This is a genomic window from Pseudomonas sp. UMAB-40 (genome assembly GCF_900095275.1).
GTDB classification, from domain to species: Bacteria; Pseudomonadota; Gammaproteobacteria; order Pseudomonadales; family Pseudomonadaceae; genus Aquipseudomonas; species Aquipseudomonas mandelii_B.
In genome coordinates this window covers 168,646-184,882 of record NZ_LT607560.1, presented here as the reverse complement: position 1 = coordinate 184,882, position 16,237 = coordinate 168,646, and the positions used below count along the sequence as shown (strand labels likewise).

19 protein-coding genes and 1 pseudogene are annotated in these 16,237 nt (G+C 62.2%); 16 read left to right on the top strand and 4 right to left on the bottom strand.

What is annotated here, in order from left to right; genetic code table 11:
- The first annotated feature begins 13 nt into the window (after window positions 1-13).
- The 14 genes from K0F88_RS15880 to phnP all read left to right on the top strand — a co-directional run bounded on the left by K0F88_RS15880 (window position 14) and on the right by phnP (window position 11,231).
- Entirely contained in the window at window positions 14-421 is a 408-nt protein-coding gene (locus K0F88_RS15880; RefSeq protein ID WP_219095656.1) for a hypothetical protein, read from the top strand.
- 266 nt (window positions 422-687) lie between these two features.
- A complete protein-coding gene (phnC, locus tag K0F88_RS15875; RefSeq protein ID WP_219095655.1) occupies window positions 688-1,521 on the top strand; it encodes a phosphonate ABC transporter ATP-binding protein in 834 nt (277 codons plus the stop codon).
- Between the two features lie 43 nt (window positions 1,522-1,564).
- Entirely contained in the window at window positions 1,565-2,581 is a 1,017-nt protein-coding gene (gene phnD, locus K0F88_RS15870) for a phosphonate ABC transporter substrate-binding protein (protein ID WP_219095654.1), read from the top strand.
- Between the two features lie 126 nt (window positions 2,582-2,707).
- Complete coding sequence (gene phnE / locus K0F88_RS15865; RefSeq protein ID WP_212626853.1) at window positions 2,708-3,490, top strand: phosphonate ABC transporter, permease protein PhnE; 783 nt, start codon at window positions 2,708-2,710, stop codon at window positions 3,488-3,490.
- A gap of 36 nt (window positions 3,491-3,526) precedes the next feature.
- A complete protein-coding gene (phnF, locus tag K0F88_RS15860) occupies window positions 3,527-4,231 on the top strand; it encodes a phosphonate metabolism transcriptional regulator PhnF (protein WP_219095653.1) in 705 nt (234 codons plus the stop codon).
- Window positions 4,232-4,245: 14 nt separating this feature from the next.
- On the top strand, window positions 4,246-4,692 hold the full coding sequence (gene phnG / locus K0F88_RS15855) for a phosphonate C-P lyase system protein PhnG (protein WP_219095652.1): 447 nt from the start codon (window positions 4,246-4,248) through the stop codon (window positions 4,690-4,692).
- On the top strand, window positions 4,692-5,291 hold the full coding sequence (phnH, locus tag K0F88_RS15850) for a phosphonate C-P lyase system protein PhnH (RefSeq protein WP_219095651.1): 600 nt from the start codon (window positions 4,692-4,694) through the stop codon (window positions 5,289-5,291). The genes phnG and phnH overlap by 1 nt, the downstream gene beginning before the upstream one ends.
- Window positions 5,291-6,367 carry a carbon-phosphorus lyase complex subunit PhnI gene (locus K0F88_RS15845; protein ID WP_219095650.1) on the top strand — a complete coding sequence of 359 codons (1,077 nt, stop codon included), beginning with the start codon at window positions 5,291-5,293 and terminating at the stop codon, window positions 6,365-6,367. Before phnH ends, K0F88_RS15845 begins: the two co-directional genes overlap by 1 nt.
- Window positions 6,360-7,232 carry an alpha-D-ribose 1-methylphosphonate 5-phosphate C-P-lyase PhnJ gene (locus tag K0F88_RS15840; protein ID WP_219095649.1) on the top strand — a complete coding sequence of 291 codons (873 nt, stop codon included), beginning with the start codon at window positions 6,360-6,362 and terminating at the stop codon, window positions 7,230-7,232. Before K0F88_RS15845 ends, K0F88_RS15840 begins: the two co-directional genes overlap by 8 nt.
- Window positions 7,229-8,038, top strand: a complete 810-nt coding sequence (gene phnK / locus K0F88_RS15835; protein ID WP_219095648.1) for a phosphonate C-P lyase system protein PhnK — start codon at window positions 7,229-7,231, stop codon at window positions 8,036-8,038. Before K0F88_RS15840 ends, phnK begins: the two co-directional genes overlap by 4 nt.
- A gap of 29 nt (window positions 8,039-8,067) precedes the next feature.
- Complete coding sequence (gene phnL / locus K0F88_RS15830; protein WP_219095647.1) at window positions 8,068-8,787, top strand: phosphonate C-P lyase system protein PhnL; 720 nt, start codon at window positions 8,068-8,070, stop codon at window positions 8,785-8,787.
- Window positions 8,777-9,922 (top strand): alpha-D-ribose 1-methylphosphonate 5-triphosphate diphosphatase, encoded by a 1,146-nt coding sequence (locus tag K0F88_RS15825; RefSeq protein WP_219095646.1) that lies wholly within the window; start codon window positions 8,777-8,779, stop codon window positions 9,920-9,922. The genes phnL and K0F88_RS15825 overlap by 11 nt, the downstream gene beginning before the upstream one ends.
- Window positions 9,922-10,491, top strand: coding sequence for a phosphonate metabolism protein/1,5-bisphosphokinase (PRPP-forming) PhnN (gene phnN, locus K0F88_RS15820; RefSeq protein ID WP_219095645.1), 570 nt, complete (start codon window positions 9,922-9,924; stop codon window positions 10,489-10,491). The genes K0F88_RS15825 and phnN overlap by 1 nt, the downstream gene beginning before the upstream one ends.
- Window positions 10,482-11,231, top strand: coding sequence for a phosphonate metabolism protein PhnP (phnP, locus tag K0F88_RS15815; RefSeq protein ID WP_219095644.1), 750 nt, complete (start codon window positions 10,482-10,484; stop codon window positions 11,229-11,231). The genes phnN and phnP overlap by 10 nt, the downstream gene beginning before the upstream one ends.
- A gap of 43 nt (window positions 11,232-11,274) precedes the next feature.
- Here phnP and K0F88_RS15810 read toward each other — a convergent pair whose 3' ends face one another.
- The 3 genes from K0F88_RS15810 to K0F88_RS15800 all read right to left on the bottom strand — a co-directional run bounded on the left by K0F88_RS15810 (window position 11,275) and on the right by K0F88_RS15800 (window position 13,562).
- On the bottom strand, window positions 11,275-11,742 hold the full coding sequence (locus tag K0F88_RS15810; protein ID WP_219095643.1) for a helix-turn-helix domain-containing protein: 468 nt from the start codon (window positions 11,740-11,742) through the stop codon (window positions 11,275-11,277).
- Between the two features lie 83 nt (window positions 11,743-11,825).
- Window positions 11,826-12,713 (bottom strand): LysR family transcriptional regulator, encoded by an 888-nt coding sequence (locus K0F88_RS15805; RefSeq protein WP_094471272.1) that lies wholly within the window; start codon window positions 12,711-12,713, stop codon window positions 11,826-11,828.
- 129 nt (window positions 12,714-12,842) lie between these two features.
- Window positions 12,843-13,562: an SDR family oxidoreductase gene (locus tag K0F88_RS15800; RefSeq protein ID WP_094471273.1), complete on the bottom strand. Its 720-nt coding sequence runs from the start codon at window positions 13,560-13,562 to the stop codon at window positions 12,843-12,845.
- 301 nt (window positions 13,563-13,863) lie between these two features.
- Between K0F88_RS15800 and K0F88_RS15795 the strand changes: the two are divergent.
- Window positions 13,864-14,112, top strand: a pseudogene (locus K0F88_RS15795) (type II toxin-antitoxin system HicB family antitoxin); the annotation flags it as partial.
- Between the two features lie 86 nt (window positions 14,113-14,198).
- Here K0F88_RS15795 and K0F88_RS15790 read toward each other — a convergent pair.
- The gene (locus K0F88_RS15790) at window positions 14,199-15,404 is read right to left on the bottom strand and encodes an MFS transporter (protein WP_219095642.1); all 1,206 of its coding nucleotides are present in this window, start codon (window positions 15,402-15,404) and stop codon (window positions 14,199-14,201) included.
- A gap of 234 nt (window positions 15,405-15,638) precedes the next feature.
- On the opposite strand from K0F88_RS15790, the gene K0F88_RS15785 reads away from it, so the two are divergent.
- Window positions 15,639-16,237, top strand: a 599-nt coding sequence (locus K0F88_RS15785) for a hypothetical protein (RefSeq protein WP_219095696.1), incomplete at its 3' end; no start/stop codon positions are given.

Genomic DNA, 16,237 nt, shown 5'->3' with positions numbered 1-16,237 from the left:
AGGAACCACCGCCATGACCGCCATCGCTCGTATCACCCTGCTCAGTCTGGTCCTGGGGTTAAGCGCTTGTGCGGTCCAGCGGCCCCCTGAGCAGCCAACCCCGCCACCGATCCCGCCGTCGCAGCCAAGCACCAAACCGGCACCCTCGACGGCGCCGAGCAAACCGACCACCCCGGCCAATCCCGCCAAGCCGCTGCCACGCACTTCCGCCAGCTTCGCGCCGCCACCGGGGGGCAACAGCCATTGGGATGCCAAGCTTGGTGTTTATGTGCTGGATGACCAGCCCAACACCTTCTACCGCCAGCGCACCTACTACCGCTGGAACAATGGCTGGAACCGGTCGATCAGCCCGAACGGGCCATGGGAAGAGACCAATATCCATGGCGTGCCGGGTGGGTTGGGGCGGCAATTCGGGGAGTAACCGTCAGTACAGAACAAGGCGACCTTCGGGGTCGCCTTTTTTGTGCGTGCAGGAAAGGCGATGGGACCACCATGGAACTTGTGGGAACGGGCTTGCTCGCTCCCACAGGTTCGGTGGTATCCCCACCGGCTCAACCTTTCACAAAACCTTCATCAAATGGTTAAGCCAGCGACTTGTGCGAGTCATAGGGCTGACACAGCCCGTGCCTAAAGTCGGTTGAACTTCAAAGCGGCCAGGGACGGCTGTTCAACCAGACAGAGAAGCCCATGAACGCAGCTATCCATGTCGATCATCTGAACAAGACCTTTGCGCGCAAGACCGCACTGGTCGACCTCGAACTCACCATCGCAACCGGTGAGATGGTCGCGCTGATTGGCGCTTCCGGCTCCGGAAAGTCCACCTTGCTGCGACATCTCGCCGGCCTGGCCTGTTGCGATCGCAGCAACGGCGGCAGCGTCAAGGTGCTGGGGCGGGAAGTGCAGGCGTCCGGGCGGCTCAATGGCAAGGTCCGTCGCCTGCGCGCCGATATCGGCTACATCTTCCAGCAGTTCAACCTGGTCAACCGCCTGAGCGTGCTCGATAACGTGCTGCTCGGTTGCCTGGGCCGCATGCCGCGCTGGCGCGGCAATCTGAGCCTGTTCAATGCCCAGGAAAAGCAGTTCGCCATGGAGTCCCTGGACCGTGTCGGCCTGGCCGATCTAGCGGCGCAGCGGGCGTCCACCTTGTCCGGCGGCCAACAGCAGCGCGTGGCGATTGCCCGGGCGTTGACCCAGCGTGCCGAAGTGATTCTGGCCGATGAACCGATCGCCTCCCTGGACCCGGAGTCGGCACGCAAGGTCATGGAAATCCTCGCCGACATCAACCGCCGCGACGGCAAGACCGTGGTGGTCACCCTGCATCAAGTCGATTACGCCACGCGTTACTGCCCCCGCGCCGTTGCGCTCAAGGGCGGGCGGATTCATTTCGACGGCCTCGCTGCAGACCTGAGCAGTCAGTTCCTCAATGATTTGTACGGTGCCGACATCGACACCAGCCTGATGTTTTCCGACCAGACCCGCCGCACCGAACCCGCGCCCCGGTTGGTGCTGGCGCGCGGTTGAATACCTCCACTTCCTCCACTACGCATCCTCAGGAATCCATTCCATGTTGAACCGTATCGGTCGCGTTTTTGCTGGCGCTGCGTTGCTCGCCAGCTGTGTGCTGGGCACCGCCCAGGCTGAAGAAAAAGCCATCAACTTCGGCATCATGTCCACCGAGTCTTCGCAGAACCTGAAGAGTATCTGGCAGCCGTTTCTCGATGACATGCAGAAGAAAACCGGGCTGAAAATCAATGCCACCTTCGCCTCCGACTATGCCGGTCTGATCCAGGGCATGCGCTTCAACAAGGTCGACGTCGCCTGGCTCGGCAACAAGGCCGCCATTGAAGCCGTGGACCGTTCCAACGGCGAGATCTTCGCCCAGACCGCTGCCGCCAGCGGTGCCGCCGGGTACTGGAGTGTGCTGATCGTGCGCAAGGACAGCCCGATCAATTCCGTGGACGACATGCTCAAGAACGCCAAGAACCTGACCTTCGGCAACGGTGACCCGAACTCCACCTCGGGCTACCTGGTGCCGGGCTACTACGTCTTCGCCAAGAACCACGTCGACGCCGCCACCGCGTTCAAGCGCACCCTCAATTCCAGCCATGAGGTCAACGCCTTGAGCGTGGCCAAGGGGCAACTGGATGTGGCGACCTTCAACACTGAAAGCTGGGATCGCCTGGAAGTCACCCAGCCGGACAAGGCCGCACTGCTTAAGGTGATCTGGAAGTCGCCGCTGATCCCGGCCGACCCGCTGGTGTGGAGCAAGGCCTTGAGCGACAGCGAGAAGACCAAAATCCGCGATTTCATCTTCAGCTACGGCGACACCGACTCCGAGAAAGCGGTGCTCAAGGGCATGCAACTGGGCAAGTTCCTGAAGTCCAGCGACGACCAGTTGCTACCGATCCGTCAGCTCGAACTGTTCAAGCAGCGCACCACGATCAGCGCCGACGACAAGCTTGAGGCCGCTGACAAGGCCAAGCGTTTGGCCGATATCGATGCCGAGTTGGCCAAGCTGCAAGAGCGCCTGACCCTGCTCGAGAAAAGCGCCGACAAAAAGACCGCAGCCACCGCTGGTTGACCCTGTGGGAGCGGGCTTGCTCGCGAAAGCGGTGTGTCAGTCGCCATCGATGGTGTATGTGCCGCCGTCTTCGCGAGCAAGCCCGCTCCCACAGGTTTTGCACTTGGCATTAATTAGAGAAATCCTATGACCACTCTGCACGCTGAAGCTGTCGGCAAGCGCACCTGGCCGCAATACGCCGGTTGGGGCCTGTTCCTGGTCCTGTTGGCCTGGGCCTGGCACGGGGCCGAGATGAACCCGATGGCGCTGTACCGCGACTCGGGAAACATGGCGACCTTCGCCGCTGATTTCTTCCCGCCGGACTTCCACGAATGGCGCTCTTACCTCAAGGAAATGATCGTCACCGTACAAATCGCCCTGTGGGGCACGGTGTTGGCGATTGTCTGCTCGGTGCCGCTGGGCATTCTCTGCTCGGAAAACATCACCCCCTGGTGGATTCACCAGCCGTTGCGCCGGGTGATGGACGCCTTCCGTTCGATCAACGAAATGGTCTTCGCCATGTTGTTCGTGGTGGCGGTCGGCCTGGGTCCGTTTGCCGGGGTGCTGGCGCTGTGGATCAGCACCACCGGCGTACTCGCCAAGCTGTTCGCCGAAGCGGTCGAGGCCATCGACCCGGGCCCGGTTGAAGGGGTTCGCGCCACCGGTGCCAGCGCCCTGCAAGAAGTGATCTACGGGGTGATTCCGCAAGTGATGCCGCTGTGGGTGTCCTACGCGCTGTACCGCTTCGAGGCCAACGTGCGCTCGGCAACGGTGGTGGGGATGGTCGGTGCCGGCGGGATCGGAGTGATTCTGTGGGAGAACATTCGCGCCTTCCAGTTTGTTCAAACGTGCGCGGTGCTGCTGGTGATCATCGTCGTGGTGAGCCTGATCGACATCCTGTCGCAACGCCTGCGCAAGCAGTTCATCTGAATTTCGGAGGGGTGCCCGTGGGCGTTTTTTTTAAGCATGCAGTTGTCTAGACAAGATGAGCCGGTGTACCGCGAACTGGCCGACATCCTGCGTCGCGAGCTGGCCGGTTATCAGGCCGGGGACTTCCTGCCGGCGGAGGTGCAGTTGGCCGAGCGCTTCGGGGTCAACCGCCATACCTTGCGCCGCGCCATCGATGAGCTGGTGTTCGAAGGCAGCCTGTTGCGCCGCCAGGGCAAGGGCACGCAAGTGCTGGAGCGACCGCTGATTTATCCGATGGCGGCCGACAGTGCCTACAGCCAGTCGCTGTCGGCCCAGGGGTTGGGCGTTGAGGCGGTGCTGCTCAAGCGCCGTTACTGCTTCGCCAGCCGCGAAGAAGCGCAACACCTCGGGCTTGTCGAGATGGCGCCAATGATTGAATTGCAGACACTGCGCAAACTCGATCACCAACCGGTCAGCCTGATCCGCCACCGCTATTGCGCCAGCCATGCGCCCTTGCTGGCGGACTACACCGGCGGCTCCTTGCGCCAGTACCTCAGCGAACGGGATCTGCCGCTGACCCGCACCCTGAGCCTGATCGGTGCCCGTTTACCCAGCCGCGAAGAAGCCGCGCTGCTGATGATGCCCCGGCATTTGCCGGCGCTGAGTGTGTTCACCCTTTCCCGCGATCGCGACGGTCATCCGGTGGAGCTGGCCCAGTCCACCAGCCGTTCGGATCGCTTCCAGTACCAGGTCGTCACCTGATGGAGAACTCAACGATGAACCCTGCTCCTTACGCTGCGCGGCAGCACTGGATCGGCGTACTGGCCCGTGCCCGTCGCGACGAATTGCAGCCCCATGAAGCGGCGCTGCGCGACGTCGAGTACCAATGGATCCGCGCCCCGGAAATCGGCATGACCCTGGTCCGTGGCCGCATGGGCGGCAACGGCGCGCCGTTCAATGTCGGTGAAATGAGCGTGACCCGCTGCGTGGTGCGCCTGGCCGATGGCCGGACCGGTTACAGCTACCTGGCCGGTCGCGACAAGGCCCACGCCGAATTGGCGGCCTTGGCCGACGCGCATTTACAGGGCGCGCAACAGCGCCATTGGCTCGATCAGGTGATCACGCCGCTGGCCAACGCCCAGGCACAACGTCGGGCGCAGCAAGAGGCGGACACCGCCGCAACGAAAGTCGAATTTTTCACCCTCGTGCGAGGAGAAAACTGATGAGCGCACCGTTGTTGCAACCGGCGTTTTCCGACCCGGTACTGGATGCCCAGCGCGGTTTTCGCGCGGCACTCAAAGCGTTGGCCGGCCCCGGCCTGATCCAGACCTTGCACGCCAGCCCAAGCCTGGAAGGGCTGGCGCCGGCGACTTACGCCTTGTGCCTGGCCTTGCTCGATGGCGACACGCCGCTGTGGCTGGCGCCGTCTTTCGACACGCCGGTCATCCGCGCCAACCTGGCGTTCCACTGCGGCTGCCCGCTGACATCGCACCGTGAAACTGCGCGTTTCGCCTTGCTCGATGCTGAGGATCTGCTCGACCTCAGCGGCTTCGACCTTGGCAATGACCGCTACCCCGATCAGTCCTGCACGCTTCTGGTCCAGCTGCCGAGCCTCGACGGCGGGGCAGGGCAGGCCTGGCGTGGGCCGGGTATTCAGACCGAGCACCGGGTCCATCTGCCGGTGGCCGAGGGCTTCTGGCGGGAGCGTGAGCAGCGCAACGAATTTCCCCGGGGGCTGGACCTGTTTTTCGCCGCCGGTCACGCCTTTATCGGCCTGCCGCGCAGTACGCGGGTCACCCGCACCGCAGAGGAGCTTGCCTGATGTACGTAGCCGTCAAGGGTGGCGAACAGGCCATCGACAATGCCCACCGTCTACTGGCGAAAAAGCGTCGGGGCGATACCTCGGTCTCTGAACTTGGCGTCGAGCAGATCCGTCAGCAACTGCCGTTGGCGGTGGCGCGGGTGATGAGCGAAGGCTCGCTGTACGACGAAGAACTGGCCGCGCTGGCGATCAAGCAAGCGGCAGGGGATCTGGTCGAGGCGATCTTCCTGCTGCGGGCCTACCGCACCACGCTGCCGCGTTTCAGCCCGAGCCTGCCGATCGACACGTCCGACATGCAACTCAGCCGGCGTCTGTCCGCCACGTTCAAGGACGTGCCGGGCGGCCAGTTGCTGGGGCCGACCTTCGATTACACCCACCGTCTGCTCGACTTTGCATTGCTCGCCGAAGGCGAGTATCCGGGACCGCAAACCACCCCGAACACCCGCCTCGAACCCTGCCCACGGGTCCTGGGTTTGCTGGCCAGGGAAGGCTTGATCAAGAACGAGTCCGACAACAGTGACAGCGTCGCCGACATCACCCGCGATCCGCTGGAATTGCCCGCCAGTCGCGCTCAACGCTTGCAGGCCCTGGCCCGTGGCGATGAGGGTTTTCTACTGGCGCTGGGCTATTCCACCCAACGCGGCTATGGGCGCAACCATCCATTCGCCGGGGAGATTCGCATCGGGGAAGTGGAGGTGTGGATCGATCCCGAAGAGCTGGGTTTCCCCGTCTGCCTGGGCAGCATCGAAGTGACCGAGTGCGAGATGGTTAACCAGTTCGTTGGCTCGGCTAGCGAGCTGGCTCAGTTCACGCGTGGTTACGGCCTGGCGTTCGGGCATGCCGAGCGCAAGGCCATGGGCATGGCCCTGGTGGACCGCGCGCTGCGGGCCGGCGAGTACAACGAAGAGATCGTGTCCCCGGCACAGCAGGAAGAGTTCGTGCTGATGCACTGCGACAACGTCGAGGCCGCCGGTTTTGTCTCGCACCTCAAATTACCGCACTACGTGGACTTCCAGGCCGAACTGGAACTGATCCGCAAACTGCGCAAGCCAGCCGAGGGCCACAGCCATGAATGATATGAGTCAGGCGCCGATTCGCGACGCGGCGTACAACTTCGCCTACCTCGACGAACAGACCAAACGCATGATCCGCCGCGCCTTGCTCAAGGCCGTGGCGATCCCCGGTTATCAGGTGCCGTTCGGTGGGCGCGAAATGCCGTTGCCCTACGGCTGGGGCACCGGCGGCATGCAATTGACCGCGGCGATTCTCGGTGCTGACGACGTGCTTAAAGTCATCGACCAGGGCGCGGACGACACCACCAACGCGGTGTCGATCCGTCGCTTCTTCGCCCGCACCGCTGGCGTCGCGACCACCGAAAGCACGCCGGACGCGACGGTGATCCAGACCCGCCACCGCATCCCGGAAACGCCGCTGCACGCCGATCAGATCATGGTGTATCAGGTGCCGATTCCCGAGCCGCTGCGCTTTATCGAACCGTCGGAAACCGAGACCCGGACCATGCACGCCCTCAATGATTACGGGGTGATGCACGTCAAGCTCTACGAGGACATCGCCACCTTCGGCCACATCGCCACCGCCTATGCCTACCCGGTGATGGTGGACGAACGCTACGTGATGGACCCCTCGCCAATCCCCAAATTCGATAACCCGAAACTCGACATGAGCCCGGCGCTGATGCTGTTCGGTGCCGGTCGGGAAAAGCGTTTGTACGCGGTGCCGCCGTACACGCAAGTCACCAGCCTGGACTTCGAAGATCACCCCTTCGAAGTACAGAAGTGGGAAGAGTGCTGCGCCATTTGCGGCAGCCGTGATTCGTTCCTCGACGAACTGATCCTCGACGATGCCGGGACCCAGAGCTTCGTCTGTTCCGACACTTATTACTGCGCCCAGCGCGTCAGCCAGCAGGAGCAGGGCCAATGAACCAGGCACTGAAAAACGATCTGTCGACGTCCGCCGCCCAAGCGCTTTTGCAAGTGCGCGACCTGTCATTGCTGTACGGCCCGGAGAAGGGCTGCCAGGGCGTCAGTTTCGACCTGTATCCCGGCGAAGTGCTGGGGATTGTCGGTGAGTCTGGTTCGGGCAAATCGACATTGCTCTCGTTGCTCAGCGGCCGCCTGCCGCCCCAACGCGGCAGCATCGGATACCGCGACAAACAGGGCGAATGGATCGACCTGTACAGCGCCAGCGAAGCCGAACGCCGCACTTTGTTGCGCACCGAATGGGGCTTCGTCGAACAGAATCCCCGTGACGGTTTGCGCATGGGTGTCTCGGCCGGCGCCAACATCGGCGAGCGCCTGATGGCTCAAGGTGTACGTAATTACCAGCAGTTGCGCGGGGCGGGGATCGACTGGCTGAGCCAGGTGGAAATCGACCCGCTGCGCATCGACGACTTGCCGCGGACCTTCTCCGGCGGCATGCAACAGCGGCTGCAAATCGCCCGCAATCTGGTGTCGAGCCCGAGGCTGGTGTTTATGGATGAACCGACCGGTGGCCTCGACGTGTCGGTGCAGGCGCGGTTGCTCGATCTGCTGCGCGGGTTAGTGCGAGAGCTGGACCTGGCCGTGGTGATCGTCACCCATGACCTGGCCGTGGCCCGTTTGCTGGCGGATCGACTGATGGTGATGCGGCGCTCGCGGGTAGTGGAAACCGGGTTGACCGACCAAATCCTCGACGACCCGCAGCACCCTTATTCGCAACTGCTGGTGTCTTCGGTGTTGCAGCCGTGAGTCCTGTCCATCCTGTGGAAATCCGAGCGATGAATACGTTGATCGAGGTCCGTGACCTCTCGAAAACCTTCACCTTGCACCAGCAGCACGGCGTGGTCCTGAACGTGCTGAGCGAGGTGGATTTCAGTGTGGCGGGCGGTGAATGCCTGGTGCTGCATGGCCAGTCCGGCGCCGGTAAAAGTACCTTGTTGCGCACTCTTTACGGCAACTACCTGCCGGCGGGCGGCAGCATCCGCGTGCAGCACGATGGTCACTGGCTGGAGCTGGTGGGTGCCGCGCCGCGTGACATTCTTCAGGTGCGCCAGCGAACGCTGGGTTACGTCAGTCAGTTCTTGCGGGTGATCCCGCGCGTGGCGTGCCTGGACGTGGTGATGGAACCCGCGCTGGCCCGGGGCTGGTCAAAACACCTGGCGCAATCGCGCGCCGAATTGTTGCTCAGCCGTTTGAATATTCCACAACGCCTGTGGCAATTGGCCCCCGGCACTTTTTCCGGTGGCGAGCAGCAGCGGGTCAACATCGCCCGGGGCTTTATGGTGGCGTGGCCGGTGATGTTGCTCGACGAACCGACGGCTTCCCTGGACGACGCCAATCGCCAGGTGGTGCTGGAACTGATGAACGAAGCGAAAGCGGCGGGCGCCGCGCTGATCGGCATCTTCCACGACCGCACTGCCCGCGAGGCGGTCGCCGATCGCCATCTCGACATGACCCCGGCCGCTGCCAACCACGAGGAATACGCCCATGTCCGTTGAACAGATCCTCAGCAATGCCCGACTGGTCACCGCTGACCGTGTGTTCCTCGGCACCGTGCTGCTGCGCGACGGCTTGATCGCCGACATCGCCGAAGGCCCGAGCCGCTTGCCCCAGGCCCAGGACCTCAACGGTGATTACCTGTTGCCGGGCCTGGTGGAGTTGCACACCGACAACCTGGAACGCCACATGACCCCGCGCCCCGGCGTGGACTGGCCATCGCGCTCGGCGGTGCTCAGCCACGATGCGCAAATCATCGCAGCCGGCATCACCACGGTGTTCGACGCCGTGTCGATCGGTGACGTGAATCCCAAAGGCAATCGCATGCAGAAATTGCCGGCGATGCTTGAAGCGATTTCCAGTGCCTCCGACGCCGGGCTGACCCGTGCCGAACACCGTCTGCACCTGCGTTGCGAGCTGTGTCACCCGGACACGCTGAGCGTGTTCCGGGACCTGGTGGAGCATCCGCTGGTGCAACTGGTGTCGGTGATGGACCACTCGCCAGGCCAGCGCCAGTTTGTGCTGGAAGCCAAGTACCGTGAGTACTACATGGGCAAATACCACCTGACGACCACGCAGATGGACGAGTTCATTGTCCTGCAGAAGGCCAACTCCCGCGAGTACAGCACCCGTTATCGCGCGGCGATTGTCGAGCATTGCCTGGCCCGTGGTCTGTCGGTGGCCAGCCATGACGACGCGACCCTGGCCCATGTCGAAGAGTCCTCGCGCTACGGCATGACCATCGCCGAATTCCCGACCACGGTCGAGGCGGCGCGCGGCAGCCAGCAAAACGGCATGAAGGTGTTGATGGGCGCGCCGAACATTGTGCGCGGCGGTTCCCACTCGGGTAACGTGGCCGCCGCCGACCTGGCCGCTGAAGGGCTGCTGGATATCCTGTCCAGCGATTACTACCCGGCCAGTCTGCTGCAAGCGGCATTTGCGCTGGCGGCCCTGGACAACCCGTGCGACCTGGCCCAGGCGGTACGCATGGTCAGCCTGGCCCCGGCCAGAGCCGCAGGGCTGAGCGATCGCGGCGAAATTGCACCGGGTTTGCGCGCAGACCTGATACAAGCCAGCAGCCGGGACGGGTTACCGGTGGTCCAACAGGTCTGGCGACAAGCGAAGAGGGTGTTTTGATGGCGGGCAGGTTGATCTATCTCATCGGACCTTCAGGTTCGGGCAAGGACAGCCTGCTGGATGCCGCTCGCGCGCGGTTGGCCGAACGCGGCTGTCGCATCGTGCGGCGAGTCATCACCCGCTCGGCGGAAGCCGTGGGGGAAGCGGCGCAAGGTGTGAGCCTCGATGAGTTTGCAACGCTTGAGGCTCAGGGCGGGTTTGCCCTGAGCTGGCGCGCCAATGGCCTGGCGTACGGCATTCCTCGGGACATCGACGATTGGCTGGCGGCGGGGCAGGACGTGCTGGTCAATGGCTCGCGCGGTCATCTGGCGCAAACCCGCTTGCGCTATCCAGACGTGTTCGTGCTGTTGCTGACGGTCGATCAAGCCGCACTGCACCAGCGCTTGCTGGCACGGGGGCGGGAATCGGTCATCGAGATTGCCGAGCGGCTGGCACGTAATGCGCGCTTCAGCGAGCGGCTGCTTGCCGAGCACGATCCGGCGTTGTCCGTGATCGACAACTCCGGTCGACTGGAACACACGGTCGAACAAATGCTGGCCTGTATCGACGGACAACCCGTATGCGCCTGACCTTACTCGGCACCGGCGACGCCCGACAGGTCCCGGTCTACGGCTGCGACTGCGCAGCCTGCGACCTGGCCCGCCACGATGAACGCCGCCGGCGTCGTCCGTGCAGCGCGCTGATCGAATGCGGCGATCAGCGCTGGCTGATCGACAGCGGCCTGCCCGACCTGACCGAACGCTTCCCAGCCCGCAGTTTCAACGGCATTTTCCAGACCCACTACCACGCCGATCACGCCCAAGGGCTGCTGCATTTGCGCTGGGGCCAGGGCCTGGTGATTCCAGTGCATGGACCGGACGACCCGGAAGGCCTGGCCGACCTCTACAAACACCCCGGCATCCTCGATTTCAGCCAGCCGTTCAGCCACTTCGAAACCCGCCAGTTCGGCACACTCAGCGTCACGGCGTTACCGCTGCAACATTCAAAACCCACCTTGGGTTACCTGTTCGAAGGAGAAGGACGACGGATCGCCTACCTGACCGACACCGTCGGCCTGCCACCCGCCACCACGGCCCGGCTGCAACGCGAGCCGCTGGACCTGCTGGTGCTCGACTGCTCACTACCGCCGCAACCGCAGGCGCCGCGTAATCACAACGATCTGAACCTCGCCTTGCGATGCATTGAAGACCTGCAACCGGGGTTGGCGGTGTTGACGCATGTGGGGCATACGCTGGATGCGTGGTTGCTTGAGCATGGCAGGGAGTTGCCGGGGAATGTCAGGGTGGGTTTTGATGGGGATGAGGTGTAGCGGTGAACGCTTGCGTCATATACAGCGGTAAAAGAAGAGTGCCTCACTCGTATCCTGTCCTTAACGCTTGTGCCTGCTCGGCGAGAAGCGTCATTGCTTGCTCGCTGGCGGTATCGCGCCGGTTTTTATAGTCCATCAAATCGGCAAAGCGCACACGTCGGTGCTTGCCGGTTTTGTGGTAGGACAAGTCGCCGGACTCCAGTAGTTTGATCAGGTGCGGGCGTGAGACGTTGAGCAGGTCCGCCGCTTCCTGGGTGGTGAGCTCAGCGTGAACCGGGACCACTTTCACGGCGTTGCCTGCGGCGAGTTCAGCGAGGATATCGACAAGCAGTCGGAGTGCGGAGGTAGGCAGTTCGACACTGTGCGCTTCGTTCTGCTCGTCGAAGATCTGGATGTGTTGAGTGTCAAATTGAGTGGCAAGGTAGGCCGCCAAGGCACGCTGCCCCTCGATGGCAGCTTGGACTTCGCGCTCCATAGGCAAGGTGATCGGCGGATGGATGACAGGCGACATGGCGGTTTCCAATATTCTGAATAATCGAAGCTGGCAGGCATTCGAATTATTCGAAAATCGCAATAAACGAAATAATCGAAACGTCAGGCCTCTTTTGCCAACAACCCCTGCACATATTCCACAAACGCCCGAGCCTTCGCGCTGGCCATTCTGCCCGTAGGAAACACCGCCCAAAGGTCCTGATTCGGCAACGTCCAATCCATCATCACTTCCCTGACCGCACCGCTGGCCAGTTCCGGCGCAAACATCCACTCCGACGCCAGGGTCAGTCCTTGATGGGCAAGCACGGCTGCACGCAGACCTTCGGCGGCGTTGACGCGCAGGCGGCCGCTGATGATGACTGACTGCTCATCTGTCCCGTTGCGGAACTGCCAGTGGGCACCGCCACCCAAGGTGTAGGTGATTGCCTGGTGTTTGCTCAGGTCTGCCGGGCAGGTGGGCTCGCCGTGTTTTGCGAAATAGGCGGGGGTGCCCAGCACCATGCGCCGGCATTCGGCGATTTTGCGGGCGGTGAGGCCGGAGTCGCTCTGGGTACCCAGGCGCAGGGCGATGTCGACGCCTTCTTCGACCAGATTGACGTTGCGGTCGTCGAGCATCAGGTCGATGTTCAGATCCGGGTTCTGATCGAGAAACGGTCCGAGCTGCGGAACGATGTGCAGTCGGCCGAAGGTCACGGCAGCGCAGATCCGCAGGTTGCCGGTGAGACCGCTGGCGGCGCCGCGTGCTGCATTGTCGGCCTCATTGGCTTCTTCGATGGCGCGCTTGGCCCGTTCGAAAAAGGCCAGCCCGGCTTCGGTGGGCGTCAGGCCGCGAGTCGAGCGCAACAGCAGTCGAACCGCGAGACGCGACTCCAGTTGTGCAATGGTTTTCGACACGGCGGGCTGGCCGATATTCAGGCGCCGGGCGGCGGCAGAAAACGAACCGGTTTCCACCACGTAGACGAAGGTTTCCATTGCGCCGAGGCGGTCCATCTCGAGTCCTTGTGACGATCAAAGTGTGTGCGAGCCTGCTCGCGATGATGGCGGCACATCCAACGTTAATGTGACTGACGGTCCGCCATCGCTAGCAGGCTAGCTCCCACAGGGGATTTGTGTTGTTGGTCAGAACGCGGCTTTGCCGATGGAGGAGCCGCCGTCGACAAACAAGGTCTGCCCGGTGATAAACCCGCTCTGCTCGGACAACAAAAATGCAATGGCCGCGGCGATCTCGTGCGGCTGCCCCAGTCGCCCCATCGGCACACCCGCCAGATACCGCGCTTCACCTTCGCTGCCCGGCGGGTTGTTGGTGCGGAACAGTTCCGTTTCCGTCGGCCCCGGCGCCACGGCGTTCACAGTCACGCCGGTTTGCGCCAGTTCCAGCGCCCATGAGCGCGTGAAGCTGATCAGCGCCGCTTTGGCCGCCGCATACGCCGTGCGCTGGGTGATCCCGAGCACGGTCAGACTGGAAATATTCACCACCCGACCCCAGCCCTTGGTGCGCATATTTGGCAGCAACGCCTGAGTGGCCTGCAACGCCGAATGCAGGTTGACCCGCATCACGTCATCGAACGTATCGAGGTCGATTTCGCCGAGCACTTGCGGGCGAACCAGGCCGACGTTGTTTACCAGCCCATCAAATTCATACGTCCTGGACAGCTCCGCCAGCACTTCCTGGGTCAGCGCCCTGTCGCTCAAATCCAGCGGAAACAGAATGCCGGGGAAGGACAGGTCCGGCGTCCGGGCAATCCCGACCACCCGATGCCCCGCACGGTCCAGATGTTCGGCCACTGCCCGGCCGATGCCTTTGCTGGCACCGGTAATGAGAAAGGTACGTCGGGTCATTGCACACTCCTTGAAAGCACATGCCGCCGGGGCAGGCGGCCGTTGAACGGGTCAGCCGCGAATCGCATCCAGCATCGCTTCAGGCTTTGGACGCTGAGTGTAATCCGGGTTGGCCTTGGCGGTAATGAATCAGGTGAGATCCATCCTGGCCGCATGGGCGAAAGGTGCTCAGGTGAAGTTATAGGATTCATGCTTGGGGGCATGAGGAGTTCACATCCTGAAAAACAACGTGAACAGACCCCGCCCGGTTTCTATGGTGCAGTGGCGTTCCATTAAGGTGAATTTTGCTGGAGGAACCGCTGTGCACTATCCAATCATTATCGAGTGGGGAGATGAGAGGACTGCGACAGGTATTCAAATACCGGATATCCCGGGTGCTGTGACTGCCGGGGATACGTTCGAGAAGGCATACGACGCAGCCGTCGAAATCGCGCAGATACTTCTGCAACAAATGGAAGAACAGGGGATGGATATTCCGGCGCCCACATCGGTGAGCGGGCATCGAGGCAATCCGGAGTTTTCAGGCAGAGGCTGGGGAATGTTGAAGATTTGAAGTGCGGAACATCAGTCGCACATCAATCACGAGCAAACCAGATTCCTGTGGGAGCGTGGCTTGCCCGCGAAGCTTTTGACGCCTTACGCCGTCGCCAACGAAGCCTTCGGCGAAACACTCAAGAACCGCAACAACGCCAACAACGGAAACGCGCTGCCCACGATCACGATCCACAGCCAGCCGCCATGCTCATACACCGCACTGGCCACCGAAGAACCGAACGCGCCGCCGATGAAGATGCTGGTCATGTACAACGCATTCAAGCGGCTGCGACTTTTGGCATCGAGGGCGTAGACCGCGCGTTGGCCGAGGACCATGTTCATCTGCACGCAGAAGTCGAGCACCACACCAGTGACCGCGAGGCCGATGACGCTGTAGACCGGGTGGATGAACGCTGGCAGGAAGCTCAGGCTGGCGAACAGCAGGGCCAGCAAGGAGGCGATGCGGGTGTGGCCGGCATCGGCCAGTCGACCGGCAATCGGCGCGGCGATCGCACCAATGGCGCCGACCAGGGCGAAGATCGCGATCTGGGTTTGCGACAGGCCGTGATTGCGCGCCAGTTCCAGCGGCACAGCGGTCCAGAACAGGCTGAACGTGGCGAACATGCAGCCCTGGTAAAACGCGCGCTGACGCAACACCGGTTGCTGGCGCAACAGCGTCCACAGAGACCCCAGCAACTGGCCATAAGAGGCGCTGTGATCAGGCTGGCGCTTGGGAATCGTCAACGCCAGCACCACGCTGATCGCCGCCATCAACACCGCCGCGATCACGAACATCGCGCGCCAGCCGAAGTGATCCGCCACCACGCTGGACACCGGCCGCGCCAACAGAATCCCCAGCAGCAAACCGCCCATGATCCCGCCGACGACCCGACCGCGTGACTCCTCTGGCGCAAGGTGCGCCGCCAGCGGAATCAGGATCTGCACCGACACCGAACTGAAACCCACCAGCAACGAGATCAGCAGAAACACATTCGGCTGATCGGTAAACGCTGCGCCCAACAGGCTGGCAATCGCCACCACGGTAGTGATGATCATCAGTCGACGGTTTTCCAGCAGGTCGCCCAGCGGCACCAAAAAGAACAAGCCAAGCGCGTAACCAATCTGGGTCAACGAAACAATCAGGCTGGCCATGGTGCTGGTCAGGCCGATGTCCGGCGCGATCAGGCCGATAATCGGCTGGGCGTAGTAAATGTTGGCCACAATCGCGCCGCAGCAGAAGGCGAACAGCAGCACCATGCCTTTGGTCATTGTCGCGGTGCCGTGGGGCACCTGAGTCGCTGGGTTCATAACGTGTCTCGCTGAACGGAAGGGAATGCGCGCAGGCTAAAGAGGTAACGGATTCGGCAGAAGAGGGATTGGAGTGATAGCAATCATTCCTTTACGGAATGAGTGACGGACGTGAGTGCTGTCCATCGATAAACCTTGCGTCAAAATATCGAGGTCCGATGATACATTCACTTACATCCTGTTCGATAGCGTGCTTATGTTCTCCTTCACGATTCATAACCGGAAGGCACTTCCATGAATGCGATGTTTCGTCACCTTATACGCGGCGCTTCAGTTGTCACCTTGATCGGCGTGTTCACGGCGGGTCTCGCCCTGGCCGCCGATGCGCCTGGCCTGCGCATCGGTGTGCGCGGCGAGATCACCGGGGTCAGCCCCGACGTCTTGAAAGTCCACGTCAACACTGGCGAAAACGTGGTGATCAACCTGACCAACGACACCAAAGTCCGCGCCGTTACCCTGGCCAATATCGAAGACATCAAACCCGGTAGCTACATTGGATCGGCGGCCATTGCGCAAGACGATGGCACCTTGAAAGCGCTGGAGGTCCACGTCTTTCCACCGGAGCTGGCGGGCAGCGGCGACGGACATCGGCCGTTCGATTTGGTCAAGGGCAGCAGCATGACCAACGGCAGAGTGGGCGATCTGGTGGTCAGCAATGGCCGGGTGTTGACCGTCAACTATAAGGGCGGGCAGCAGAAGATCCTGGTGCCGGAGGATGTGCCGATCGTGAATTTGATGCCGGGGGACAGGAGTTTGCTGAAGGTGGGGGTGAAGATCGTAACGTTTGTGACCCAAAGTGCGGATGGGACGCTGACCGCGCAATCGATCTCGGC